The organism is Marinobacter sp. AN1 (assembly GCF_026013985.1).
GTDB lineage: Bacteria > Pseudomonadota > Gammaproteobacteria > Pseudomonadales > Oleiphilaceae > Marinobacter > Marinobacter segnicrescens.
In genome coordinates, this window is sequence record NZ_CP110342.1 from 2547163 (window position 1) to 2572847 (window position 25685).

Here is a 25685-nt window from a genome sequence, read left to right on the forward strand (position 1 = left end):
AAGCTATCGATGTTACCACATTCGGGTAACCGGCTCAGTCAAAAACCACCGTCTTGTTTTCATAGGTGATGACCCGGTCTTCCACATGGGCACGCAGTCCCCGGGCCAGCACATTCTTCTCCACATCCTTGCCGAGCCGGACCATATCCTCGATGGTGTCGCTGTGACTGATGCGGATCACGTCCTGCTCGATGATGGGCCCTTCGTCCAGGTCCTGGGTCACATAGTGGCAGGTGGCACCGATCAGCTTGACGCCACGACTGTAGGCCTGGTGGTAGGGACGAGCACCGGCGAAGGACGGCAGGAACGAGTGGTGGATATTGATCACCTTGCCGGCATACTTTTCGCACAGCTCCGCTGGCAGGATTTGCATGTACCGGGCCAGTACAATCACGTCAGCCTCATAGGTGTGGAATAACCCCTCAATCTCGGCGAACGCCTCGGCCTTGTTTTCCTTGCTGACCGGAATGCAGTGATAGGGAATCTCGTGCCACTCCACCATGCGGCGCAGGTCTTCATGGTTGGAGATAACCGCCGCAATATCCACGTTCAGCTCGCCACTGTGCCAGCGGTGCAGCAAGTCCGCGACGCAGTGGGACTCCTTGCTGCACATGAGCACCACCTTCTTGGGCCGGGCGGAATCGGCCACATGCCAGCTCATGTCGAATTCCCGGGCAATGGGCTCGAACGCGGTGCGGAACTGGTCCAGGCCGAACGGAATGGAGCTGGCCTTGATCTCGTGCCGCATGAAGAACCACCCGGCCTGGTTGTCCGAGTGGTGGCTGGCTTCGGTTATCCAGCCATTGTAGGTGGACAAGAAATTACTGACCTTTGCAACAATACCCACCCGGTCCGGGCAGGAAATCACCAGACGGTATGTGTGTTCCATGGACCTGTCCTGTAAAACGACTGGGAGATGCGCGACCGATGATTTACCGTTACCGGCCCCGCAACTGAAAATGACCGGCTATCATAGCTTAAACCGTTTCCGGAACGAAGGTGATGAACCCCGTTTCGCCATAAATCTCCCCGACACAGAAGGAGCACCCATGCCCGCCCTGCCCTGGTATCTGCGAATTTTCTGGTTGGCCCTGTTCAGCCTGTTAGCAGGCCTGGCCAATGCCCAGGCAATCCTTGAGGGAGAACGCCACCACCCCGTACCCGGAAACCATGGCATGGTGGCAACCAGCCACCCCCATGCTACCGCCGTAGCCCTGGAGGTGCTTCGCAACGGCGGCAATGCGGTGGACGCGGCGGTGACGGCGGGTTTCGCCCTGGCGGTCACCCAGCCCCGCTCAGGCAATATCGGGGGCGGCGGCTTCATGCTCTACGCACCCGGGAATGGCGGCGCGGTAAAGGCGATTGATTACCGTGAGACGGCCCCCGCATCCGCTACCGAAACCATGTACCAGAACGAGGATGGTGAGGTGGTGCCGGAGCGCAGTCGCTTTACCCACCTTGCCTCCGGTGTACCGGGTACCGTTGCCGGGTTTGCCCTCGCCCTGGAGGAATACGGGACCATCACCCTGGCAGAGGCGCTGGCTCCTGCCATTGCCCTGGCGCGGGACGGGTTCGAGGTTCCTCACCGATTCACTGAGGGCCTTGAGCAGGCACGGGAGCGCCTTACCCGCTGGCCGGCCACCCGGGCTACCTTCTATAACCAGGATGGCGCCCCGCCCCGACCCGGCGACCGCTTTCGCCAGCCGGAACTGGCAGCCACCCTGCAGCGCATCGCCGATCATGGTATTGCGGACTTCTATGAAGGAGAGACCGCCCATCTGATCGTCGCGGAAATGGAGCGTGGCGGGGGCCTGATTACACTGGACGACCTGGCCGGCTACCAGCCGGTCATGCGCGAGCCGGTCCGGGGCACCTATCGGGGACACGAGATCTTTTCCATGTCTCCCCCCAGCTCCGGGGGGGCGCATATCGTTCAGATCCTCAATATCCTTGAGGACTATCCCATTGGCGATTATGGCCACAACTCCGCCCAAACAATCCACCTGATGGCTGAGGCCATGAAGCGGGCCTATGCCGATCGCTCCGAGTACCTGGGGGATACGGACTATGTTGAGGTGCCGCTGGACGGCATCACCAGCAAGGACTACGCCGATGCACTGCGACAGGAAATCGACCCGGACAAGGCTACCCCCTCGAACAATATCGGGCCCGGCAACCCCACACCCTATGAAAGCAATGAAACCACCCACTTCTCCATTGTGGACCGCTGGGGTAACGCTGTTTCAAACACTTACACCATAAACTTCAGTTACGGCTCAGGTATTACCGTGGAAGGTGCCGGTTTTTTGCTGAATAACGAGATGGATGATTTCAGTGCCAAGCCCGGCGTAGCCAACGCCTACGGACTGATTGGGGGCGAAGCCAACAAAATCGAGCCGGGCAAGCGCATGCTCAGCTCCATGTCACCAACCATCGTCCGGCGGGATGGCCAGAACTACCTGGTCACCGGCAGCCCTGGCGGCTCGCGGATCATTACCACCACCCTGCAGGTTCTCATGAACGTGATTGACCACGGTATGAACATCCAGTCCGCCGTGGAGGCGCCCCGGATTCATCACCAGTGGCTGCCGGATGAGATTCGTATCGAACAGGGCATCAGCCCGGACACCATTGACCTGCTTGAATCCATGGGCCATACCGTAAAAACGCGATCCGCCATGGGGGCTATCCAGAGCGTACTGATCGACGCTGACGGGCGCCGCTGGGGGGCCGCCGACCCCCGCCGCAGCACCTCTACGGCCCAGGGTTACTAAACCAGCCGCTCCAGGGCCTCTCGCACACCGGCCGGGATAGGCACCGGCCGGTCGGTGTCCCGGTTGACAAAAACGTGTACGAAGCGCCCGACGGCACAGGCTTGTTCTTCACCCTCCCGGAAGATGCCGATATTGTAGGTAACCGAGCTGTTTCCTAGCTTCTCCACGCGAAGCCCGGCCTCGATCCTTTCCGGGTAGGCTACCGGACTGAAATAGTCACAGGACGAACTCACCACGTAGGCAATCTCCTGCCCCTGGTGAATATCCAGCCCGCCCTGTTCAATCAGGTAACGGTTCACGCTGGTATCAAACCAGGCGTAGTAGGTCACGTTATTGACATGGCCATAGAGGTCATTGTCCGCCCAGCGGGTCGTGATGGGGTCAAAGGCCGTAAAGCGGCCACGATGCCTGATATTGTCTGTGGTCATACCTGGTTTCCGGATGGTTTGCGGGCGCTGACGCAACCCCTTCACACCGTGTGTTGCTGGATGGAGGGGCGACTTTACAGTCAGCGGGATTCGCGCCATTCTAGCGATATAACAATTCCAATGAAAAACCCTCGGTGATGAAACGATTCCTGCAAACACTCAGCCTTGCAATCATGGCAGGCACCCTCGTGATGGCTGCAAGCGCCGCTGCAACGGACCGAAAAACCATTCGGGCTGCCTTTATCGAATTTCCTCCCCTGGCCTACAGCGGCGCTGACGGGCATCCAGAAGGCAGTTTCATTCATTTCACCGAGGAACTGGCCCGACGGGCCGGTTACGAAGTGGCGTGGCAGGGACTGCCGATTGAACGGGTATATCTCTATCTTGAAAGGGGTGATATTGACCTCTGGCCCGGCTCAGCGGGCGTTCCCGAACTCGCCGGATTCACACACGAAACCGACTTTCGTCCTGGCGAGATTCGACTCAACGCCTATCACCGGGGGGATACGCCGCCAGTAAAGAGCCTGGAAGACCTGCAGGGAAAACGGCTGATCCTGATTCGCGGCTACACTTATTTCCGGCTACTGGATGAGCTCAAGGTCGACCCAAACACCTATGTCACCCTCGCCCCGGACCATCAGTCGGCGATCCGCATGCTGGCATTCCGTCGCGGCGATTACCTGGTCAATTTCCAGGCTCCCATGGAAGTTACCATCGAACGGTCACCCTTGCCCGACCTGGCGCACACCAACCTGTTAAGCTGGCCACTGAGTTTTATTTTCTCAGCCTCGGCCCCGGGCACCCGATTAATGGCCCGCAGGTTCAACCAGGCGTGGCAGGAACTACAGGGTGACGACACGACCGCCCCTCCGGACAACTGAAGCCAGTCGTTCAATGTCCAGGTAATAAAAACCCCGGTATGGAAGCCGGGGTTCTTACCTTTACTGCCGATCGCTTATCAGCGGCTGGCCACGTTACGCACACCACTGCCCGGAGGTGTGCAGGTGAAGGTCACGGAGGTGTCCTGTGCGCTTACCTGGTCCAGCAACTGATTGCGGGTCAGGGACGGCGTAGCCCGGTCGCCCGGCACAAACTTCTCGTTGGCGTTGAACACCCAACGCCGGTTCTGGCCATCGAGCACGGCTGTGGCGACAAGGTCACACTCTGGCCGCGGATTGGTGACCAGTGCACGCTCTACCAGCAGGTCCAGGCGGGACTGCACATCAGACCGGCTGCGGTTGTCCGGGGTCAGGGTCACCTGCTGCCCTACGATGGGATTCATCTCAGACGGGAAAGCCAGCGCCAGGTCCTGTACCAGCAAACGACGCCGCTCACCCAGTAACAGGAACACCGGGGCACTGAGGAAGTTGTCCACGGAACCAGACGCACCCTGGTTGTCGTAACCGAAACCACGGATCTGGGGGCCGGTTTCCGGGCGGTCGGCACCATTCTTGGTGAACATACCCACCTTCTGGTACATGTTACGCAGGTGAGGGATCTTCATATCCTCGTCCACGTCACCACCTTCGACGGACATGGTGCCATCGGTACCGAACATGCCACGGTCCGGATCCAGAACGTGACAGCCGTTACAGTTGGTCACGAAATCTGAGTTGACCGTGTTGTAGATCTCCAGCGCTTCCTGCAACTGCGGGCTGAGGCTATTATCCAGCGCTGCGATTGGGTTGGGCGGGTAAGTCAGTTCCAGGGCAAATTCAGCAAACCGGGTCATTTCTGCATCGCTCAGTTCAGTCTCACGACGCAGCAAGCCGGTAATAGCCTCGTTGAACTCCTTGAAAGCAGCCAGTTCCAGGCTCTCGCCACGGCTACGGTTCTCACCGGTGCGGTCACCCCGCCAGTGCAGCGGTCCATTTCCCTTGAGGCCTCGCAGGCTTTGGGTCGCCATGGGGCCCTTCATGGCATGGAAGGTCAGGTTACGCCCAATTGCCGGGACGTTGTCATTATAGGCGTTGGGGTTGTCCTCGGAAGCAATATCCGGATTACCCAGGTCCCAGGCCAGGTGATCCATATCACCGAACATATGGCACCCGGCGCAGGACGAATCACCGCGGCTGGAAGTGTAGGTAGCATCGTAGAGGAAGCGACGACCCTCCACGACCTTCTGCGGCTCCGGGTTCGCCATGGTAACGTGGGCAAGCTCGCTCATCCCACCTTCCACATCAACCACCGACACCCCGTTGTCGAAGCGGGTTGTCACAAAGGCGCGCCTGCGGGCTTCATCCAGGACCACACCCGTTGCACCACCACCGCTGACGACCAACTGGTCCTCAGTGTTGGGCTGGAAGCTGTCGCTCTCCAGCGCGCGGGTGTCATAGCGCACCAGCTTGCTGGAGCCCATGGCAGCCGTGAACAGTTCGTTACCGTCGGAAGACACCGCCATCTGCAGCGGGGTCGCTACCGCCCTCTCCTTCTCGGACGCAGTACCCAGTTCAGTGGTGTAGTCGATATGCTTGTTCAGGTGGCGGGGCTGTACGTTATTGCCATCCACCACGGTAATCCGGCTCTGTACGAAGTTACCGTTAACGGTGGTGGCATTCAGGCCGGGCCCCTCGAAGCGGGTCAGGTTATTCGCTTCCTGGTTGGATACGTAGACCTTGCCGTTGCCGGGGTTAACCACCAGGTTGAACAGGGTGGTACCCACCCCTGATGTCCTGGACGCCACCCTGGGCACGGAACCGGAGGTGTCGATCTCGAAAACGTCGTAGTCAGGCAGCTCCAGCTTGACGTACTCGTTCCACGACCGGGGCGCCTCACCACGTACAGGATCACCCGGACCCATCCAGTTACGGCCGTCGTATTGCACAATCAGACCGGTACGAGGCTGCTCGGTGCCATCGGCCGCGCGGTTGGGACCGGGCTTGTCGAGGCCACCGTCAGGAATTTCCTCGTCCAGCACGGTGGTCTGGTTACCCGAGTTGAACACGGCGGTGTAGACCTTGCTACCATCCGGGCTGCGAGCCAGTCCTCTGAGGGTGTCACCGAACATGTTCAGGATGGTGACAGGCTCGCCACCAAGCTGAAAGCCCGGGTTGTTGGTATCGAACACCCAGACGTCAGCCCGGCCAACACCGGGACTAGTCAGTTGCGGGTCAAGGGGCACGTTCTGGCCGCGGTGGGCAGCCGTGATGAACGCCCACTTGTCGTTGTCACCGGCAAAGACAATGTCCCTTGGCTCATCGCCTACCAGCAGGGTATTGCGAATACGGGCCGGGGATCTTGACACATCTACGACACTCACACTGTCCGACAGGTGGTTGACCACCCACAGCTCACCGTCATTCCGTAGATTGACCGCAACCGGCTCCATTCCCACAGGAATGGTTTCCACAGGCGTGGGGGTTTCCCCGGAAACATCGAACACCTGGACGGTATTATCGGGCGTGTTCACCACATACAGACGATTGCCGTCGGATGACAGCGCCATTGGCCGGACATGGCCAGACTCGAAAGTCACGAAGTCACCGGCCTCCGGCATGGGCTCGTCATCGCCACCCGGGTTACCGGGGTCTCCAGGGTCACCGGGATCACCGGGGTCGCCAGGATCTCCGGGATCACTGCTCGTGATCCCTTCCAGCAGGATGCTGCCCAGCCCGGCGCGCTCGAAGAAGCTCGAGGCATTGATGGCAAACTGGAGGTAAACCTGGTCCTGTCCGGCAACCATATCGCCAATATCAACCGTCACCACGCCGGAACCACTGCTCACGGACTGCACTGACTGGAAGGTACTGCCGTCGACCGACACGAAGGCTGTCAGGGATTCGCCACTGTCGAAGCCCGAGATATCACGATAGAAAGACAGGGTCAGGTCACTGGCACCATTCACGGTGATCGGTCCGGACCGGACCAGCGTCTCAATAGAACCACCACCGCGCATGGAGACTTCTCCGGCGGTCATGGTGTATACCCGGCCCTGGTCGGAAAAGGCCCCCAGGCCATTAGCGAACGTTTCTTCAAAAAGGACCGCTGCGGGCGCACTGGCTGAAGCCATGGCCAGGGCAAGCCCCGATACCAAAGACCGGCTCCTGGGCACACATGACCTGCTAAACGGTCGTATGATCTTCTTATTCATTGGAACTCTCCATTGATCTCTCCCTGAGAGGAGGCCCGTTACTCCATGGACCACCTTCATTGCTTGACGCATCGTCCATACTGCAAGGGGCACCCTGGTGGCGCCCCGACTGGCACCTGCAGGATACCTGCGGGCCGTCGCCGCCCATTTGTGTGGAATGATAATTCCATGGCATCTGAGCAGTTGATCACGGCGATGTGACCTCACTTCCAGCAATTACCGGTTAGGATAGGAGAGTGCCGAACGTCGGTGCCGAGAAGGATTTATCCCACGGAGGGAACACAGTGCGAGCAAGCGCCGGCGAGTCATCCACCCATCTCTATATCTGGGACAACCGGGTACTCTATACCGGCCCGGACACCCAGCCCCGTTACCGGTGCTATGGCAGTGCCGCGCTGGTCATCGGTATCGATGGCATGCTGCAACTGCATCGCCAGACCCACGCAACTGAAGGGGTAACTACCCGGTGTTGCGTGATTACCCCGGGACTCCCGGTTTACCTGGAGTCCGACAGTCCGGGCCTGCTGGTGCTGTTTCTGGACCCCTTCCTCCACGATCTGAAGGCACTTCAACGCCACGCCTTACGTCAGTCCCACGGGATACTCTGGGATTTCGACAACCAGGAACAGCTGGCTGCCATGGGGCACGAGGTGAGCACATCGCGGCCACCACCACAGGTTGTCCTGGCAATGCTTGCCCGACTCGGGCTGAGCCACTCATCCCGGCTTGATCCCGGCAGCATTGATCCCCGGGTCGCCAGGGCGGTGGGCCTTCTTCGCAGCAAACGCATGCACAATATCACCACGGAAGACCTCGCTTCGGCCGTCAACCTGTCGGTTCCCCGGGTCATTCAACTGTTTCGACAGTATCTCGGAATTTCAGCCGGCAAATACCGACAGTGGCACCGCCTCCACGCCACGACCCTGGCCATTGCCCAGGGTCAGAGTTTTACCCAGGCGGCCGTGGGTTCGGGTTTTTCGGACCTGGCACACTTCTCCAATACCTTTCACAGCATGCTCGGCATCATGCCCACCAGCCTGCTGCGCGCCAGGAATGGCGTCCAGTTCCACGTCGACCCCCAACTCGCCAGTGAGGGGTTCAGCACCCTGACCGGAATCAATAGCACTAACAGCACTTTGTGCTAGCTTTAAAGACAAAGTCATCCCACCATTCTTTCGGGGAGTGTTTGTATGCTGAGCCATATGATTCTGAGTGTGGATTACTCCGACGGCTGGGAGCTGGCCATCCGGCAGCTTCCCCCCTTGCTGAGGCGCCTGGGCGTCAGCAGGCTGACCCTGACCTACGTCATCGAACCTCATACCCGGAAACATATCGAGGACAGCGAAGGGGCCGTAGAGAGCAAGCTCAGGGACCTGGCCGGCAAATACGCGGATGACTGGGGCGTGGAAACCGATATCGCGGTACGCCACGGCTTTGTGGCTTCCTGCATGGTGGAGCTGGCACGGCACCTGAAAGCCGATGGCATTATCTGTTGCAGCACCCACCACTCTGCCGGCCGCGAACTGTTCATGGGCAATATCACCATGAACCTGGCTCGAATGGCCCGACGCCCGCTGCTGATATTGCCCACGGAGGGACAACCCTCATCCAGCCAGTCGCCCGTATTCCTGGCAACAGATGGCTCCGAGAACGCGGACCGGGCGCTCGATCTGTTCCGGCAACTGGTCAATGACGGCCAGGAAGGGCGGGTGGTCTGGGTCCGGCCTGACGATGCCCCCGAGGAGGCAGACCGTGTCGACCAGCTGGTCCATGACATCGCCAACAGCAAATCGTCGGTGCATGCCCGGATTCTCAACGGCCAGCCCGCCCGGGAGCTGCTGGAGCTGATCAGCGAAAGTCGGCCGGCGCTCACCCTGATCGGCAAGCGCGGGACCACGCCAGTGGAACAGCTGCCCCTTGGGCATACGTCCGAGACCGTTGTCCGGGAAAGTCTCAGCCCGGTGTTGCTGGTGCCCTGACGCAAGGCGGCTTTCCGACCCGTTTACACTTCGTAAATAGCGTCCGTACGTGCTGCCATGATGAAGTCATTGCGGTGCAGGCCGCCAATCTTGTGGGTCCACCACCGCACCGTAACCTTGCCGTACTCCAGCAGGATAGCCGGGTGGTGACCCTCCGCTTCTGCCAGGTCCGCCACCCGGTTGGTGAAGGCCTGCCCCTGGACAAAGTTACGGAAAGAGTACACTCGCCTTAGCTGCGGAACCCCTTCCTGATGCACCACTTCCCAGTTCGGCAGCTCCATTAGCAGGCTGTCCTGCTCTTCGGCCGATACTTGCGGCGCATCAGCACGACAGGCTTCGCAATTCTGTTCGCCCAGTCTCTTCATAGCTCCTCCATGAAACACTGAATAATTTCGCTTATGTAAACCTATGTTAAGGGATTGTTTCGGCGACACCTGTACGGTGAGCGTGGGGTCAAGTCGCTAATCGCCTGCCCCGGATACCTCACTCCGGCCATTTCCTTATGGAATTAACCGGTTATGCACGCCGGCAACGGCAAACCTCAAGGAGCCCTTGTGGCAGAACGCGTCTCCACAGGCATACCCGGGCTGGACGAAATCATGCATGGCGGTATGATTGCCCAGCGCACCTACATGGTTAATGGTGACGCAGGCAGTGGCAAAACCACTCTCAGCCTGCACTTCCTGACCCAGCGCCAGGACCAGGACACTCTCTACATCACCTTCGACAAGAACAGTAGCACCATTGAATGGCTGGCGGACACCCTTGGCCTGACGTCCCCCAACCTCCATTTTGTCGACTTGTCCCCCGGCGATATCGACGACGAGGTAGAAGCAGCCTTTGACCTGCTGCCCAGTTCTGAACTGGGCATAAGACCGGTGCTGCAGCGTATCCGGGAAGCTGTTTCGGAACATCAGCCCGCCCGGATCGTGATCGAGCCTCTGTCTTCCCTGCTCTACCTGGCACCGGACCGTTACCAGTTTCGCCGCCAGTGCCACGCTCTGTTTGATTACCTGACGGGTACCGGGGCCACCGTTCTGTTCACAGCGGAAGCCGGTCAGATCCCCGGTGACGCCGATGGTGATCTCCGGTTCATCTGTGACGGCGTTATTGAGTTACAGAGCATGCGGGAGGGGCGCAGCATCAGTGTCAGCAAATTCCGGGGGTCAGGCTTTGCCGACGGAGTGCATTTTCTCAGGCTGAGCCCTGAAGGCATGCAGGTCTTCCCCCGACTGGTGCCGGAGGACCATTCACAGGCCTTCAGCCCGGACCTGCTCAGCAGCGGTATTCCGGAGATGGACCAGATTCTCCATGGCGGTATCAACCGGGGCACGGTTACGATCATTGCCGGCCCCACCGGCGTGGGCAAGACCACGCTGGGCATGGAGTTTGTCATGGCAGCGGTAGGCCGGGGTGAGCGCAGCGTGGTGTATACCTTCGAGGAAGACGCCCAGACAATGCTTGCCCGGTGCCGCAGCATTGGTATGCCGGTAGATCGACTGCTGGAAAGGGACGACCTGAACGTCACTCCCATCGAACCCATGCGGTACTCGCCGGATGAGCTTGCCCTGCTGGTACGCCAGGAGGTGGAGCAGCGCGGCGCCCGCACGGTCATGCTGGACAGCTCATCCGGCTACCAGATGTCTGTCTCCCGCCTTTCCGTGGCCGGCGACGAGATCATTGAGCGCCTGCATGCTCTGTGTCGCTATCTGACCGGCATGGGGGTAACGGTGCTCATCATCAACGAAACCCCCATGATAGCGTCGGAAAATGTCCAGCCAACGGATCCCCGCATCAGCCATCTGGGCGACACCCTGATTCTGCTGCGTTATCTGGAATTCCAGGGCGAGGTCCGCAAGACCGTGGGGGTACTTAAAAAAAGGACGGGGGATTTCGAAAAAAGCCTGCGAGAGTTCGAAGTCACGCCCACCGGCCTGTGGGTGGGTGCTCCCCTGCATCATCTGCAGGGCATACTCCGGGGCCTGCCATGGTCCCCCCGGAATCACAAGACACCAACGCAGTCGCTCAGCTGACAGAGGAGGCAACGGATTGGCTCGTTTATTCGTATCGTTCAGCCAACCCGGTAATGAACGGGTATTCAGGGAAGCCCTGTCGCAGCACCAGATCCTGGAGACGCAACAGGGGCAGCTGCCGGACACTCTCTTCGACCTGGCCATCCTGGACCTGGCCAGCTTCCTGCGTCTTCGGGAAAGTCTCCGGGAGAGAAGACAAACCCTCAGCCCTGCCCTTATGCCAGTCATGGTGCTGTTGCAACAGGCCCAGACAACCCGTGTGCGAGAGCTTCTCGGCAGCGAGATTCACGACATCACGGTTAAACCCTCCTCCCGTGTGGAGCTTTCGGCGCGTATTGACAACCTGCTCAAACTCCACGACCTGTCCCGGCAGCAACAGGTGCAGCTGGATTTCGCAGAACGGAGCCGGGTTCGCACAGACCGGGCCTACCGCGTGTTGGCCGCAGGCAACGAGGTGGTCTTGCGGGGGGAAGACGAAACCCAGCTGTTCCGGTCAGTCCTCGACACTCTGATACGCCTGAGTGACTACGCCCTGGTCTGGATCGGACGGGCGAAAAACGATGATAACCGCTCGGTCGAGGTACTGGCATGGTCCGGAGACGCCCAGGAATACATCCATAACCTTCAGGTACGCTGGCAGGAAGACCGCTTCAGCCAAGGGCCAGCGGGACGTGCCATTAAAACCGGCATGCCCTTTGTCTGCGAAGATGTGGAAACGGACGCCATGGTCCGACCCTGGCGCAGTCTGGCCAGGGAACACGGCATCCGCTCATCGGTGGCCATACCATTGGCCTTCGGCGAGAACGATCTGGGTGTACTGGCCATCTACAGCGCCCGTCCACACACTTTTACAGATGACGAGGTCAGCCTGCTCGAGCGTCTCGCCGCCAATGTCTCCTTTGGCGTGGAAACACTGCGCATGCGAGATCATCTGCAGGAACAACGCACACTGGCCTGGAACAGCGCCTACCGGGACACCCTCACCGGCCTCCCCAATCGCCAATGGGTGATGGAGGAGCTGGAACAGCTGGATGCGGAATTCAACCGGCACCGGCGGGTCGCCGCTGTGCTTTTCGTTGACCTGGATGGTTTCAAGCGTATCAACGACAGCCTGGGTCATGAAGTCGGCGACCAGTTGCTCCATGACGTGGCAAAACGACTGACCCAGGTGGCCCGCGCAGAAGACTTCGTGGCCCGGCTGGGGGGTGATGAATTCCTCATCCTGATGCGATTTGATGAATCTGACGACATTATCAGCCAGGCGGCAGACCCCACTGCAGCCATTGCCGAGGCGGCCGCCCACCTGGCAGAGCGACTGACCCGCTCCATGAAACAACCGTTTCACCATGGCGCACTGGAGCACCACCTCGGCGCCAGCGTCGGTATCAGCCTGTATCCGGCAGACACCACCCGTGCCAGCGACCTGATCAACTTTGCGGATATTGCCATGTACGAAGCCAAGTCCGCCGGCAGTGGGCACTTCCGCTTCTACTACACAGAGCTTTCCGTGCGGAACCGTCACAAGTTGACCCTGAAAAACAACCTGCACCGGGCGGTGGATGCCAATGCCTTTGATGCCTGGTATCAGCCGATTATCGACATCCGCACCGGCAAGGTGGTCTATGTCGAGGCCCTGATGCGGCTGATTCACCCGGACGGCACGGTGACGACCCCGGGGCATTTCCTGCAGACCCTGGAGGAAACCGGGCTGATTTCCCGCTCCGGACAGATGATGCTGGAGCAGGCATGCAGCACCCTCGCCTCCTGGCGCACCCTGTTCCCGGAACTACGCCTTTCGCTGAACCTGTCCGTCAACCAACTCTGGCAGGCCGATCTGATCGATCAGCTGGAACAGATGCTGGCTCAGCATCACCTTCCGGCCAGCGCGCTTATGCTGGAAGTGACCGAAGGTTCGATGATGACGGATATCGTAAAAACCGAGCAGTTCCTGGAAGCGCTGCATGGCCGGGGATTCGAGATTGCCATTGACGATTTTGGCACCGGATATTCATCTCTGAGCCGCCTGCGCTCCCTGCCGGTCAACAAGCTCAAGGTGGACAAATCATTCATGGACGGGATACCCCGGGACCGCAAGAGTATGGAGATGGTCAGGGCCATATTGCAGATGGCCACCAGCCTGGACCTGGAAGTGGTGGCTGAAGGCATCGAAACGGAAGATCAGTTGCAGGTCCTGGCAGAGGCGGACTGTCACTTCGGACAGGGCTTCCTGTTTGCTCGCCCCATGTCGTCGGAAGACCTGCTCACCTACCTGAGCTTGCCTGGCAAGGAACAGACCACCCCCTACAGACCCATGGCCTGACGGGCAAGCCACTCACTGGGCCAGTGACTGGTCTCCGGGCTTGAAATTCGGGCGCATCCCGAATACTGTATATTTAAACAGTATCGGAAAAGGCCATGAGTGACCTGCTGAATTCCCTGCTCGACGACGCCCGCCTCTGGCGCGGGCACCGCCAGCTTGCAACAGAGCCAACCCCGGAGCACACCGGCTTTGCCACCCTCGACAAAGAACTCGGGGGCCTTGGCTGGCCCCGGGGTGCCCTCAGCGAATGCCTGCTGGACGGCCCAGGCATTGGCGAACTGCAACTGGTTCTGCCCCTGCTCCAGAGAATGACCAAAAGGCAGCAGTGCGTATTCTGGGTTAACCCGCCGTTTACTCCCTATGCTCCTGCCCTCGCCCGGGCGGACGTCGACCTGGGCCAGGTGGTCCTGGTGCGGACCGAAAACCAGCCTGACCTTCTGTGGACCCTGGAAAACTGCCTGCGCTCACAGGCTACCGGACTGGTACTGGCCTGGCCTGACAGCCTGGCCGCCCGGGATATCCGCCGCCTGCAGCTGGCCGCCGAGGCCGGTCAAAGCACCTGCATCCTGTTCCGCAGCCGGCAAGAGGCCTGCCAGAGTTCGCCGGCAGCACTCCGGCTGGAACTGGTTCCAGATGACCGCCTCGGCCTGAAGGTGAACATCCTCAAGCGCCGCGGGGGCTGGCCCGGCCAGGGTTGCAGACTTGCCATGGCCGCCCGGGTCCAGCAGGACATGACCGAAGCCAGTACCGTTATTCATGGCCCCTGGCCTGATCATCAGAGCGGATAGACCATGCCCTGGCTGTACCTGCACTTCCAGCACCTGCTGCTGGACCATATTGCCCGTGCCCGGGAGGCCAGTGCCCCTCTGGCCGTTCTTTGCCAGGGATCGCGGCGCGTCCTGCAGGCCTGCCCCCGGGCCATGGCGCGGGGCGTCCAGCCAGGCACTGCCCTCAAAACCGCTCTCAACCTGGCGCCGGAGCTGGTCATGGTCCACGCCGATGACAATCGCCAGGCCCGTATCCTGGAACAGCAGGCCCACTGGCTTTATCGCTATATGGACCGGATCACCCTGTACCCGCCGGATGGCCTGCTGGCAGACGCCGGCAGTGTAAGGCGCCTGTATGGTGGCCTGCAGCCACTCAGGGAAGCGTTGCAGAAAGCCCTGGGGGAGCGCCAGCTGCATGCCACCCTGACCACTGGCACTACCCCGCTGGCTGCCCGCTTGCTGGCCCGGGCCGGCGCTGACTGTTTTACAGAAGGCACTGAGGAGATGGCCACTAACCTGGCTACCCTGCCCCTGGCCGCCACCGAACTTGAGCAGCGCACCCTGCAGCGCCTCACCCGTCTGGGGCTGACCACACTGGGTGAGTTGCAACAACTGCCGGCGGCCGAACTCGCCCGCCGCCTGGCCCCGGAAACCCTGGTTCATATCCAGCGCATCCTTGGCCAGCGGCCTGACCCCCAAACCAGCTGGCAGCCCCCCCATGAATTCCGGCAAAGGGCGGATTTCGGCCTGCCAGTCGAGAAAGCCCAGGGGCTCCTGTTTGCCCTGCAGCGCATCCTTGCGGACCTGGAAAGTGACCTCCAGTGGCGACAGCAGGACACTGACAGCCTGTTACTCATATTGCACCATTACCGCCAGGAGCCCAGCCACCTGCAAGTACGGACCACTGGCCCGGAACACCGCGCCGAGGCCTTTCTCAACCTGTTGCGGATTCGACTGGAGCAACACCCCTTGCAGGCCCCGGTAGAGACCCTGGAACTGCGGGTAACCCGCTTTCTCCACCGGCACACGGCCACATCCACAGACCTGTTGGGTGAAACCCGGGACACAGGGGAAGCCTGGCACACCCTGGTCAGCCGGCTGCAGGCCCGGCTAGGTGAGCAGGCCCTGAAGCACCTGGCCCCGGCGGCGGACCATCGCCCGGAAAGGGCCTGGAGCGCATGCAGCCTGGCACGCCAGCAGCGGGAACCAATGCCGGAGCACCTGCCCCTTCGCCCCCTCTGGCTGCTGTCCCAGCCCGCACCCCTGCAGGTGGCTCCGGAAGAGTGGCTGAGCGGACCGGAACGAATCAGCGGTGGCTGGTGGGACGGCGAGCGGGTATTGCGGGATTACTACATTGCCCGGCTGCCCGCAGGCCAGCTGGCCTGGATCTATCGGCACAACCAGCAGGGCTGGTTTGTCCATGGCTGGTTTGGATGACCTGCAAGGCCATGAGCTACGCCGAACTGCACTGTTTCAGCAACTTCACCTTCCTGACCGGTGCCTCGCACCCCCATGAACTGGCCGAACAGGCACTGGCAAACGGCTACCGTGCCCTGGCCATCACCGATGCCTGCTCCGTAGCAGGCATCCCCCGGGCCTGGCAGGCACTCAGAAACAGCAAGCTGGCCCTGATTACCGGCAGTTATTTTGAGCTGGAACCCTCAGCCCCGGATGCCCCCGGCCTTCGATTGATCCTGCTGGCCTGCACCCGCCAGGGCTACGGCCAGCTTTGCCAGCTGATCACTCTCGGGCGTCGCCGGGCCCCCAAGGGACATTACCAGCTGTTTCCGGAAGACCTGGACACACAGCACCTGGACGACTGCCTGTGCCTGTGGCTACCCCCAGCCACCCGCGAAATCAGTTTTACCGGTGCACTGCAAGCCGGAGAATGGCTCCGCGACCGGTTCCCCAACCGCTTCTGGCTTGCCGCCAGCCGCACCCTGGAGTCCGGTGAAGAGCAGCAACTTCATCGCATACGTGCCCTGTCCAGACAACTGGCACGCCCCATAGCAGCCACAGGCCATGTGCACATGCATGACCGGCAACGCCAACCCCTGCAGGACGTTCTCACCGCCATTCGCCATAACACCAGCCTGGAGCAGGCCGGGCACCGGCTGTTCCAGAATGGCGAGCGTTACCTGAGGCCCATACCGGTCATTCGACGACTGTTCCCGACGGAGTGGATTAACGAAACCCTCGCCATTGCCGAACGATGCACCTTTCGCCCCGGCGAACTGCGTTATGAGTACCCCGGCGACCTGGTGCCACCGGAGGAAACCCCCGCCAGCTGGCTGCAAGCCCTGACCCGTCAGGGGGAACAACGACGATTCCCGGAAGGTACCCCGGCACACATACAGGCCCTGATTCGAAAGGAACTGGGCCTGATCCGTGAAATGGAATACGAGCATTACTTTCTCACCATCCATGACATCGTCAGCTTTGCCCGTCGCCAGGGCATCCTCTGCCAGGGCCGGGGCTCCGCCGCCAACTCGGCGGTGTGCTACTGCCTGGGCATTACCGAGGTAGATCCCCGCCAGATCGAGCTACTGTTCGAGCGGTTCATTTCCAAGGACCGGGACGAGCCACCGGACATCGACGTGGATTTCGAACACGAACGCCGGGAAGAAGTCATCCAGTACATCTACCAGCGCTACGGCCGGGAACGGGCAGCCCTGGCGGCCACTGTTATCCGCTACCGCCCCCGTAGCGCGATCCGGGACGTGGGCAAGGCCCTGGGTTTTGATCCCGCCCAGGTGGAGCAACTGCTCAACGGCATCGACTGGCGGGACCGGGAAACCGACTGGCGAGGCCAGATCCTCGATAAGGGCCTGACCCGCCACAAGCGGGTTGCCAACCAGTTCTTTACCCTGGTAAATACCCTGCTGGGTTTTCCCCGACACCTGTCGCAGCATGTGGGTGGTTTCGTCATCAGCTCCGGCCCCCTGTCGCAACTGGTACCCACTGAAAACGCAGCCATGGCTGACCGTACCGTCATCCAGTGGGACAAGGATGACCTGGAAAGCCTGGGGCTCATGAAAGTGGACGTGCTGGCCCTGGGCATGCTGACCGCCATCCGCAAATCCCTGACCCTGATCAGTGAGGCGCAAGGCGAGCCCTTTACCCTCCAGCATGTGCCCCGGGAAGACAAGGCCACCTATGACATGCTCACCACCGGCGACAGCATCGGTGTCTTCCAGGTGGAATCCCGGGCCCAGATCAACATGCTGCCCAGGCTGAGGCCTGAGAAGTTCTATGACCTGGTCATTGAGGTAGCCATAGTGCGCCCCGGCCCCATCCAGGGCGATATGGTCCACCCCTACCTGAAACGCAAACACGGGCTGGAAGCGGTCACCTACCCCAACGAGCAAGTCCGGGCAGTGCTGGAGCGGACCCTGGGCGTACCCATTTTCCAGGAACAGGTGATCAGGCTGGCCATGGCGGCCGCCGGTTTTACCGCCGGCGAAGCCGACCAGCTACGACGTGCCATGGTCGCGTGGAAGTCCCATGGCGACCTGACGGTGTTCCGGGAAAAGCTGATCAGTGGCATGCGGGAACGGGGCCACAACGAAGACTTTGCCGAACGCCTGTACCACCAGATCTGTGGCTTTGGCGGCTATGGCTTTCCCGAGTCCCACGCCGCCAGTTTTGCGTTGCTGGTCTATGTCTCGGCCTGGATCAAGCGTCATCACCCGGCGGCCTTCTATTGCGGCCTGCTGAACAGTCAGCCCATGGGGTTCTACTCCCCCTCCCAGCTAATCCAGGATGCCCGCCGGCATGACGTTGTGGTTTTACCGGTGGACGTTAACCACAGCCACTGGGACTACACCCTGGAAGGCTCCGATGGCCGCCTCCGGGTCGGCTTGCGGCAAGTACGCGGACTGAACCACCAAAGCGCCGAGACCTTGTGTCGGCAACGGCCACCTGGCGGCTATACCAGCGTGCAGCAACTCCGCCAGCGCACTGCCCTGCCGCAGCGGGACCTTGAACTGCTGGCCGGGGCCAATGCCCTTGCTGCCATCAGCGGTCACCGGCACCAGAGTTACTGGGAGCTGCTGGGTCATGAAGAGGCGGCGCCTCTCTGGGTTTCGGAAGACGGGGAAGATCAGTCGTATTTGCCCGGCAGTGACAGGGTTGACCTGCCGGCTCCGTCAGAAGGCCAGAATGTTCTGGCAGACTATGCCAGTCAGGGGCTTACCCTGCAGCGTCACCCGCTGGCCCTGCTGAGAGAGCAGGGGCACCTGCGTAACTGCCTGAACGCCCTGCAACTGAAAACCGCTGAACCCAATCGCCCGGTCCAGGTCGCCGGCCTGGTCACCGGCCGCCAACGCCCCGGCTCCGCCTCCGGTGTCACCTTCGTTACCCTGGAGGACGAGTTCGGCAACATCAATGTGGTGGTCTGGCTCAATACGGCCCGGCAGCAACGCAAGCCGTTGCTGACTTCACGGTTACTGCATGTGAAAGGCATTGTGGAACGGGAGGGGGACATTGTTCATGTCATGGCCGGGAAGCTTACCGACCTCAGCCACCTGATTCAGACCTTGCCGGTGCCTTCGCGGGACTTTCAGTAGCTCCTACGGCTTCTTGAGTTACTGCTAGTGTTGGCTGTGGGCTGTGGGCTGTGGGCTGTGGGCTGTGGGCTGTGGCTGTGGGCTGTGGGCTGTGGGCTGTGGGCCCCAGCTTGCAGGTTTTGGTGGAGGGGCACCAGGGTGGGGGATGCTTTCTCTGCCGCAATTCACGGCCCATCCCTGGGCCGGCCTTGCTCCGCGCCATCCATGGCGCTGCGACGAAAGCATCCCCCACCCTACTGCCCTTACTAACTCCACTCGTGTCCGAAAGCTTTAAATAAAGCCAGGCCAAAAACAAGAAAACCCCGAAAGACTCAAAGTCTTTCGGGGTTTTCAGACTACCAGCTACAACAATCAGCCAAGCAGCTTGATCATGACACCGGCAGCTACCGCAGAGCCGATAACGCCGGCCACGTTCGGGCCCATGGCGTGCATCAGCAGGAAGTTCTGCGGATTGGCCTCAAGTCCAACCTTGTTGGATACCCGAGCTGCCATCGGCACCGCCGATACACCGGCAGAACCGATCAGCGGGTTGATCTTCTCCTTCACTATGGCGTTCATCAGCTTGGCCATCAGAACACCACAGGCGGTACCCACACCAAAGGCGACGATACCCAGCGCCAGGATACCCAGGGTCTGGGCATCCAGGAACTTGTCCGCCATCAGCTTGGAACCAACCGACAGACCCAGGAAGATCGTGGTGATGTTGATCAGGGCGTTCTGGGCAGTATCGCTCAGACGCTCGACCACGCCACATTCCCTCATCAGGTTACCGAAGCAGAACATGCCCAGCAGCGGCGCTGCATCCGGCAGGAACAGAACCACGGCAATCAGTACGACCAGCGGGAAGACGATCTTCTCCTTCTTGCTCACCGGACGCAGCTGGGTCATCTTGATGGCACGTTCTTCCTTGGAAGTCAGGGCCTTCATGATCGGCGGCTGGATCATCGGCACCATCGCCATGTAGGCGTAGGCCGATACCGCAATCGCACCAAGCAAGTGGGGAGCCAGCACACTGGACACGTAGATAGACGTCGGGCCGTCTGCACCACCGATGATACCAATAGCAGCCGCTTCCAGGATGGTGAAGTCCAGGATGCCCAGCCAGTCGAGCAGTGCAGCGCCCAATACCGTACCGAAGATACCGAACTGCGCGGCAGCGCCCAGCAGCATGGTTTTCGGGTTGGCCAGCAGTGGACCGAAGTCGGTCATGGCACCAACACCCATGAAGATAACCAGCGGCCCGATGGTGCTGCCGATAACAACCGAGTAGAAGTTATAGAGCATGCCATTGCCATACCCGAAATCCTGGGCAATGGAGTTGGCCAATGCCATTTCGGAATAGCTGGCCTCTTTCACAGCCACCTTGAATGCTTCTTTAAGCTCCGGTGTAACTGCCTGCCCAGCTTGATAGGCCACATCCAGCGGCGCTGCCAGCGCAGCCAGGATCTGAGTACTGCCACCGTCCTTCAGTGCAAAGTGGATGGCATTTTCCGCCGCAGTCAGGGCAAGCCCTGCCTCCGGGATGTTCGCCAGGATGCCACCGAAGCCAATCGGCACCAGCAGCAACGGCTCAAAGCCCTTGCGGATCGCAAGGAACAGCAGCAGCAGACCGACGAGGATCATGATCGTCTGGCCCGCGGTTATGTTGAACAGGCCACTGCCTGTCCACAGCGTTAGTAATTTATCCATGGAATGCTGGCCCTTATGCGATTGTCAGCATTTCATCATCAGGGGAAACGGCATCACCGACCTTGACGAAGACTTCACCGACCGTGCCGGATTTGTTGGCGCGAACCTCGGTTTCCATTTTCATGGCCTCGAGGATGATCACCACATCACCTTCTTCCACCTGATCCCCGGGGGACACGTGAACCTTGAAGATGTTGCCACCCAGCGGTGCCAGCAGGGGCTCGCCCTCACCAGCAGCCGGGGCCGGAGCAGAAGCCGCCGGTGCGGATGAACCGCCCGCGCCACCTTTTGCTTCGATCTGGCTGATCTCACCACCTTCGTTCACGGCAACCACGTAGTCCTTGCCATTCACGTTCACGGTGTAGGTTTCCGGGCCGTCAGCTTTCTTCGCTGCAGCCGGGGCGACGTCGTCGGCACTGGGTACCGGCTCGAATGCATCCGGGTTATCACGGTTCTCGAGGAACTTCAGGCCGATCTGCGGGAACAGGGCGTAGGTCAGGACATCGTCCACTTCCTGGTCCGCCAGCCTGATGTTCTTCTCTTCCGCCAATTTCTTCAGTTCGTCGGTCAGCTTGTCCATCTCCGGCTCGATCAGGTCTGCCGGACGACAGGTCACAGGCTCCTTACCGTCCAGGACACGCTCCTGCAGTTCCTTGTTGAACTCTGCAGGGGCTGCGCCGTATTCACCCTTGAGGATAGCGGCGGTTTCCTTGGAGATAGACTTGTAGCGCTCGCCGGTCAGTACGTTCAGTACTGCCTGGGTGCCCACAATCTGGGACGTCGGGGTAACCAGCGGAATAAAGCCCAGGTCTTCACGGACCTTGGGGATTTCCGCCAGAACCTCATCGAACTTGTCGGTCGCGTTCTGCTCACGAAGCTGGTTTTCCATGTTGGTGAGCATCCCCCCGGGCACCTGGGCAATCAGGATACGGGAGTCAGTGCCACGCAGGCTGCCTTCGAACTTCGCGTACTTCTTGCGCACCTGGCGGAAGTAGCTGGCGATTTCTTCAAGCAGTTCCAGGTCCAGGCCGGTGTCGCGGTCAGTGCCTTCGAGGATGGCAACGACAGCCTCAGTGGGCGAGTGGCCATAGGTCATGGACATGGAGGAAATGGCGGTATCCACGTTATCGATACCGGCCTCGGCGGCCTTGATGGCGGTAGCCGTGGACATACCAGTGGTCGCATGGCACTGCATGTGAATGGGCACATCCAGTTCTTTCTTCAGGCGGCTGACCAGCTCATAGGCTACGTACGGTTTGAGGATGCCAGCCATGTCCTTGATGGCGATGGAGTCGGCGCCCATGTCGGCGACTTCCTTGGCCAGCTCTACCCACATATCGACGGTATGCACCGGGCTGGTGGTGTAGGCAATGGTGCCCTGGGCATGTTTGCCGGTCTTGCGGACAGCCTTGATGGCACGATCCATGTTACGGGGATCGTTCATGGCGTCGAAAATCCGAAACACGTCAACGCCGTTCTCGGCGGCACGCTCACAGAACCGGTCGACCACGTCGTCTGCATAGTGACGGTAACCCAGCAGGTTCTGGCCGCGCAGCAACATTTGCTGCTGGGTGTTGGGCATGGCTTTTTTCAGCTCGCGGATCCGTTCCCACGGATCTTCGCCCAGGTAGCGAATGCAGGAATCGAATGTGGCTCCACCCCAGGATTCCAATGACCAGAAGCCAACCTTGTCGAGCTTCTCGGCAATCGGCAGCATGTCGTCAAGCCGCATGCGGGTGGCCAGCAGGGACTGGTGTGCATCCCGCAGGATAACATCCGTAATCCCCAGTGGTTTCTTGGTGTCAGTCATCGTGTCAGCCTTCTGTTAAAAGGTTCTAGTGTTCTGCGCCGGTCACTTCTTGTGGCGTGACCGGTATTGTGCAATCGCTTTCTTTATTGCTTCCGCCGTGTCGGGATCAACCGCAGCGGGTGCAGACGCTTTGGCACGTGGCGTCCTGGCCGGTGTAGCCGGCTCGGGCGGTGCAAATCGACCAATCATCTTGGACATGAGGAGTGTCGCGAATACCAGAATAATCAGGAATACGAACACGAAACCCATGCCTGCGATCATCAGGTCGATCGCCTGTGACATCAGCTCACTCATAACATGTGCTACCTGTGTTGAATGAAATGACTTTCCTCTGACAGCGGTATTCAGCCCTTACAACGGTTGGAACTTAGACCATTGTCGGAGGCAAAATCCTGCGTAATTTACCGTTTTATCCATAGGGGAGCAACTAAACAACCCCTCGCAAGCCCGCATTTTTTCAGTATTCCCAAAAAAACAATGGGCAAAACCACGTATCAGCTTTACACCGTTGCCAGGCCTCTCAAAGGCCCGGCCCGAGCGCCCTCACGCGGAACCGGCGACCCTTGATTCGCCCCTGCTCAAGGCGCTTGAGGGCCTTGTCAGCCACCGCCGAATCCACGGCCACAAAACTCTGATAATCCTGAATGGTAATCTTTCCCACCACTCCGCCGGGCAGTCCCGCCTCGCCGGTCAGTGCACCCAGGATATCGCCGGGACGGACTTTCTCCTTGCGGCCACCGGCAATGCAGAGCGTTACCCGTGCAGGACGCCATGGTGCAGGGGTGGCCGAAACCAGGTCACTGGCATCCAGTGGCTCGATTCCATGCCCCCGAACCTGCTCCAGGCGGGCGATCTTGTGCGCCCCGGACGGGCTGAAAAAAGTGACGGCGACCCCCTGGTTGCCGGCCCGGCCCGTCCGACCAATCCGGTGGGTGTGGGTCTCCGGGGAGCGGGCTGGCTCCATATTCACCACCAACGGCAGGTCATCGATGTCCAACCCCCTGGCGGCCACATCCGTTGCCACCAGGATGGGGCAACTCTGGTTGGCAAACAGGATCAGGACCTGGTCCCGGTCTTTCTGGTCCATGTCCCCATGCAATGCCGCTGCCCCAAAGCCCTGTTGAGTGAGGAACGAGACCACGTCGCCACACTGCTGTTTGGTGGCGCAGAACACCAGGCAGGAGGACGGCTGCTGCGTTGATAATAGACCCGCAAGCGCCTTTTGCGCCTGGCCCTCGGGAACCTCGTAAAAGACCTCCCTGATCGCCAGGGCCGAAGCCTCAGCACCGGCCTCAACGGTGACGGAAACCGGGGTCTGCTGATAGCGTTCGCTCAGCCGCCGAACGTGCTCCGGCCAGGTCGCAGAGAAAAGAAGCGTCTGTCGACGCTCCGGAGACCTCGCCACGATCGCGTTTACAGCCTCCTCAAACCCCATATCCAGCATCCGGTCTGCTTCGTCCAGTACCAATGTCTGCAACCGGTCCAGCGTCAGCGTGCCCTTGTCAAGATGGTCCTTTACCCTGCCGGGCGTACCCACAACAATATGGGCACCATGACTCAGCGAGCCAATCTGGGGACCGATTGGCGTACCGCCACACAGGGTAAGCACCTTGACGTTATGCCTGCTGCGAGCCAGCTCACGGATCGCTCGCGCAACCTGGTCAGCAAGCTCCCGTGTCGGGCACAGCACCAGCCCCTGGACCGCGAACCGGCGGACGTCCAGTTTCTCGACAAGGCCTATACCGAAGGCGGCTGTTTTGCCCGACCCGGTCAGGGCCATGGCAATTACGTCCTGGCCGGCAAGAACTGGTGGCAGCGCCTGCTGCTGGATAGGTGTTGGCTCGGTAAAGCCCAGGTTCCCGAGATTGTCGAGCATGGCCTGAGACAGGCCGGAAATCTGAAAAGACATAGTGGAGGAATCCGGAAAGACGGGAGGTTACGGCGGAGGCCATGAGCCCCGTATAATACCGTAACTACGAACCAGATTCAGAAACATCAGCAGGACCCACCATGGCTTCATTACAGGACCAACTGCTCAAGGCCGGCCTGGCCGATGAGAAAAAGCTCAAACAGCTGCAGAAGGAAAAGAAAAAGCAGCGCAAACAGCAACCCAAGGGCGCCATCCAGACTGACGAAGGCAAGCTGCGGGCCCAGCAGGCCCGCCAGGAGAAGGCCGAGAGGGACCGGCAACTCAACCAGCAACGCAACGAGGAAGCCCGCCGGAAGGCCATAACCGCCCAGATCCGTCAACTGGTGGAAACCAATCGCCTGGACCGAAGCCGCTGCGATGTGGACTACCAGTTTGTCCACGGCAAGAAGATCAAGAAGATCCTGGTGGACGATACCATGACGGACCAGCTGGCCCGTGGCCGCCTGGCCGTAGTTATCGTCAATGAAAGCTATGAGGTGGTGCCGGAAGCGGTCGCCCGCAAGATCATGGAACGCGACGAAGAAGTAGTTGTGGTGTTGCATGATCGCAACAGCCAGGCCGACAAGGATGAAGACGATCCCTATGCCGGGTATGAGATCCCGGATGACCTGATGTGGTAAATGGCTGCGGACGGCTCCGGGAGACCGTCTCAGGCCGCCTGCCCCGGCCATCACTCCGGGGTCGAACCGAACCCTGGTGATTACTGGTCACTGGAAGTCAGTTATTCCAGGTCCCGTTCAGGGCATACCAGCTACGAGGAACGTCCCGTTGAAAAGTACATGTAACAGAATGGGCATCCCGACCCCCTGATAACGCTCCCGAAAATACCCCAGCGCCAATGAAGGCAGCGCCACCGCCACCGCCACCGCCCACCCCAAAGGTTGGTGAATAAGGTGGAGCAGGACAAACAACGCGCTTGTCACCACGTTTGCCGCGCTGATACCACCGAATGACTGGACAAAAAATGGCCACCGCAGAAGCTCCCCCTGGATAACGCCCCGGAAAAGCACCTCCTCCACCAGAGGGTAAATCACTAGGAATGCGGAAAGTGTCATTGCATCACCGAAATAGCCGGCGGCAAAACCATCCGGTAACAGCCAGTGCATCAACACACCGGTTACTGCGGTGACAACAAGCAGTACCAGGACCTGGCCATCTCGCCAGGGCCTGGGAGCTCCAGCGTCAATTACGCCATACCAGGTCATTTAACAGGTCCCTTTATTTCGGGCATCCAGTTTCAGGGAATCCTGTCCCATTGACAACGTTTACAATCCAGGCTGGCCATGCCAGGACTCAG

The 25685-nt window shown here is 60.2% G+C and carries 19 protein-coding genes; 10 read left to right on the plus strand and 9 right to left on the minus strand.

Annotated features, from left to right (window positions below; genetic code table 11):
- Positions 1–34: 34 nt before the first annotated feature.
- Positions 35–889, minus strand: coding sequence for a formyltetrahydrofolate deformylase (gene purU, locus LJ360_RS11715; RefSeq protein WP_091848376.1), 855 nt, complete (start codon positions 887–889; stop codon positions 35–37).
- Between the two features lie 160 nt (positions 890–1049).
- On the opposite strand from purU, the gene ggt reads away from it, so the two are divergent.
- Complete coding sequence (gene ggt / locus LJ360_RS11720; RefSeq protein ID WP_264994058.1) at positions 1050–2774, plus strand: gamma-glutamyltransferase; 1725 nt, start codon at positions 1050–1052, stop codon at positions 2772–2774.
- Here the strand turns inward: ggt and LJ360_RS11725 are convergent.
- On the minus strand, positions 2771–3202 hold the full coding sequence (locus LJ360_RS11725; RefSeq protein WP_091848378.1) for an acyl-CoA thioesterase: 432 nt from the start codon (positions 3200–3202) through the stop codon (positions 2771–2773). The two genes, ggt and LJ360_RS11725, sit on opposite strands and share 4 nt — an antisense overlap.
- A 134-nt stretch (positions 3203–3336) precedes the next feature.
- Here LJ360_RS11725 and LJ360_RS11730 point away from each other — a divergent pair, with 134 nt between their 5' ends.
- Positions 3337–4083 (plus strand): transporter substrate-binding domain-containing protein, encoded by a 747-nt coding sequence (locus tag LJ360_RS11730; RefSeq protein ID WP_143066551.1) that lies wholly within the window; start codon positions 3337–3339, stop codon positions 4081–4083.
- A 77-nt stretch (positions 4084–4160) separates the two neighbouring features.
- Here the strand turns inward: LJ360_RS11730 and LJ360_RS11735 are convergent, their stop codons facing one another.
- Positions 4161–7235 (minus strand): YncE family protein, encoded by a 3075-nt coding sequence (locus tag LJ360_RS11735; protein ID WP_264994059.1) that lies wholly within the window; start codon positions 7233–7235, stop codon positions 4161–4163.
- A gap of 341 nt (positions 7236–7576) precedes the next feature.
- Here LJ360_RS11735 and LJ360_RS11740 point away from each other — a divergent pair, with 341 nt between their 5' ends.
- Both LJ360_RS11740 and LJ360_RS11745 read left to right on the plus strand, forming a co-directional pair.
- On the plus strand, positions 7577–8437 hold the full coding sequence (locus LJ360_RS11740; RefSeq protein WP_264994060.1) for an AraC family transcriptional regulator: 861 nt from the start codon (positions 7577–7579) through the stop codon (positions 8435–8437).
- A 45-nt stretch (positions 8438–8482) separates the two neighbouring features.
- Positions 8483–9271: a universal stress protein gene (locus LJ360_RS11745; protein WP_091848382.1), complete on the plus strand. Its 789-nt coding sequence runs from the start codon at positions 8483–8485 to the stop codon at positions 9269–9271.
- Positions 9272–9294: 23 nt separating this feature from the next.
- On the opposite strand, the gene LJ360_RS11750 is transcribed toward LJ360_RS11745, so the two are convergent.
- The gene (locus tag LJ360_RS11750) at positions 9295–9636 is read right to left on the minus strand and encodes a 4a-hydroxytetrahydrobiopterin dehydratase (protein WP_091848383.1); all 342 of its coding nucleotides are present in this window, start codon (positions 9634–9636) and stop codon (positions 9295–9297) included.
- A 189-nt stretch (positions 9637–9825) separates the two neighbouring features.
- Between LJ360_RS11750 and LJ360_RS11755 the strand changes: the two genes are divergently transcribed.
- The 5 genes from LJ360_RS11755 (at position 9826) to LJ360_RS11775 (ending at position 18959) form a co-directional block, all read left to right on the plus strand.
- Entirely contained in the window at positions 9826–11304 is a 1479-nt protein-coding gene (locus LJ360_RS11755) for an ATPase domain-containing protein (RefSeq protein ID WP_264994061.1), read from the plus strand.
- A 16-nt stretch (positions 11305–11320) separates the two neighbouring features.
- Positions 11321–13624, plus strand: a complete 2304-nt coding sequence (locus tag LJ360_RS11760) for a putative bifunctional diguanylate cyclase/phosphodiesterase (RefSeq protein WP_264994062.1) — start codon at positions 11321–11323, stop codon at positions 13622–13624.
- A gap of 95 nt (positions 13625–13719) precedes the next feature.
- On the plus strand, positions 13720–14412 hold the full coding sequence (imuA, locus tag LJ360_RS11765) for a translesion DNA synthesis-associated protein ImuA (RefSeq protein WP_264994063.1): 693 nt from the start codon (positions 13720–13722) through the stop codon (positions 14410–14412).
- A 3-nt stretch (positions 14413–14415) separates the two neighbouring features.
- Positions 14416–15828 (plus strand): Y-family DNA polymerase, encoded by a 1413-nt coding sequence (locus LJ360_RS11770; protein WP_264994064.1) that lies wholly within the window; start codon positions 14416–14418, stop codon positions 15826–15828.
- Positions 15829–15839: 11 nt separating this feature from the next.
- Positions 15840–18959: an error-prone DNA polymerase gene (locus LJ360_RS11775; protein ID WP_264994065.1), complete on the plus strand. Its 3120-nt coding sequence runs from the start codon at positions 15840–15842 to the stop codon at positions 18957–18959.
- Between the two features lie 351 nt (positions 18960–19310).
- On the opposite strand, the gene LJ360_RS11780 is transcribed toward LJ360_RS11775, so the two are convergent.
- The 4 genes from LJ360_RS11780 to dbpA all read right to left on the minus strand — a co-directional run bounded on the left by LJ360_RS11780 (position 19311) and on the right by dbpA (position 24367).
- Positions 19311–20648, minus strand: coding sequence for a sodium ion-translocating decarboxylase subunit beta (locus LJ360_RS11780; RefSeq protein WP_091848388.1), 1338 nt, complete (start codon positions 20646–20648; stop codon positions 19311–19313).
- Between the two features lie 13 nt (positions 20649–20661).
- Positions 20662–22458, minus strand: a complete 1797-nt coding sequence (gene oadA / locus LJ360_RS11785) for a sodium-extruding oxaloacetate decarboxylase subunit alpha (RefSeq protein ID WP_264994066.1) — start codon at positions 22456–22458, stop codon at positions 20662–20664.
- Between the two features lie 42 nt (positions 22459–22500).
- Complete coding sequence (locus tag LJ360_RS11790) at positions 22501–22752, minus strand: OadG family protein (RefSeq protein WP_091848390.1); 252 nt, start codon at positions 22750–22752, stop codon at positions 22501–22503.
- A gap of 226 nt (positions 22753–22978) precedes the next feature.
- The gene (dbpA, locus tag LJ360_RS11795) at positions 22979–24367 is read right to left on the minus strand and encodes an ATP-dependent RNA helicase DbpA (RefSeq protein WP_264994067.1); all 1389 of its coding nucleotides are present in this window, start codon (positions 24365–24367) and stop codon (positions 22979–22981) included.
- Between the two features lie 101 nt (positions 24368–24468).
- Between dbpA and LJ360_RS11800 the strand changes: the two genes are divergently transcribed.
- The gene (locus tag LJ360_RS11800; RefSeq protein ID WP_091848392.1) at positions 24469–25008 is read left to right on the plus strand and encodes a DUF2058 domain-containing protein; all 540 of its coding nucleotides are present in this window, start codon (positions 24469–24471) and stop codon (positions 25006–25008) included.
- A gap of 117 nt (positions 25009–25125) precedes the next feature.
- Here the strand turns inward: LJ360_RS11800 and mrtJ are convergent, their stop codons facing one another.
- Positions 25126–25593 (minus strand): JDVT-CTERM system glutamic-type intramembrane protease MrtJ, encoded by a 468-nt coding sequence (mrtJ, locus tag LJ360_RS11805; RefSeq protein WP_264994068.1) that lies wholly within the window; start codon positions 25591–25593, stop codon positions 25126–25128.
- Positions 25594–25685 lie beyond the last annotated feature (92 nt).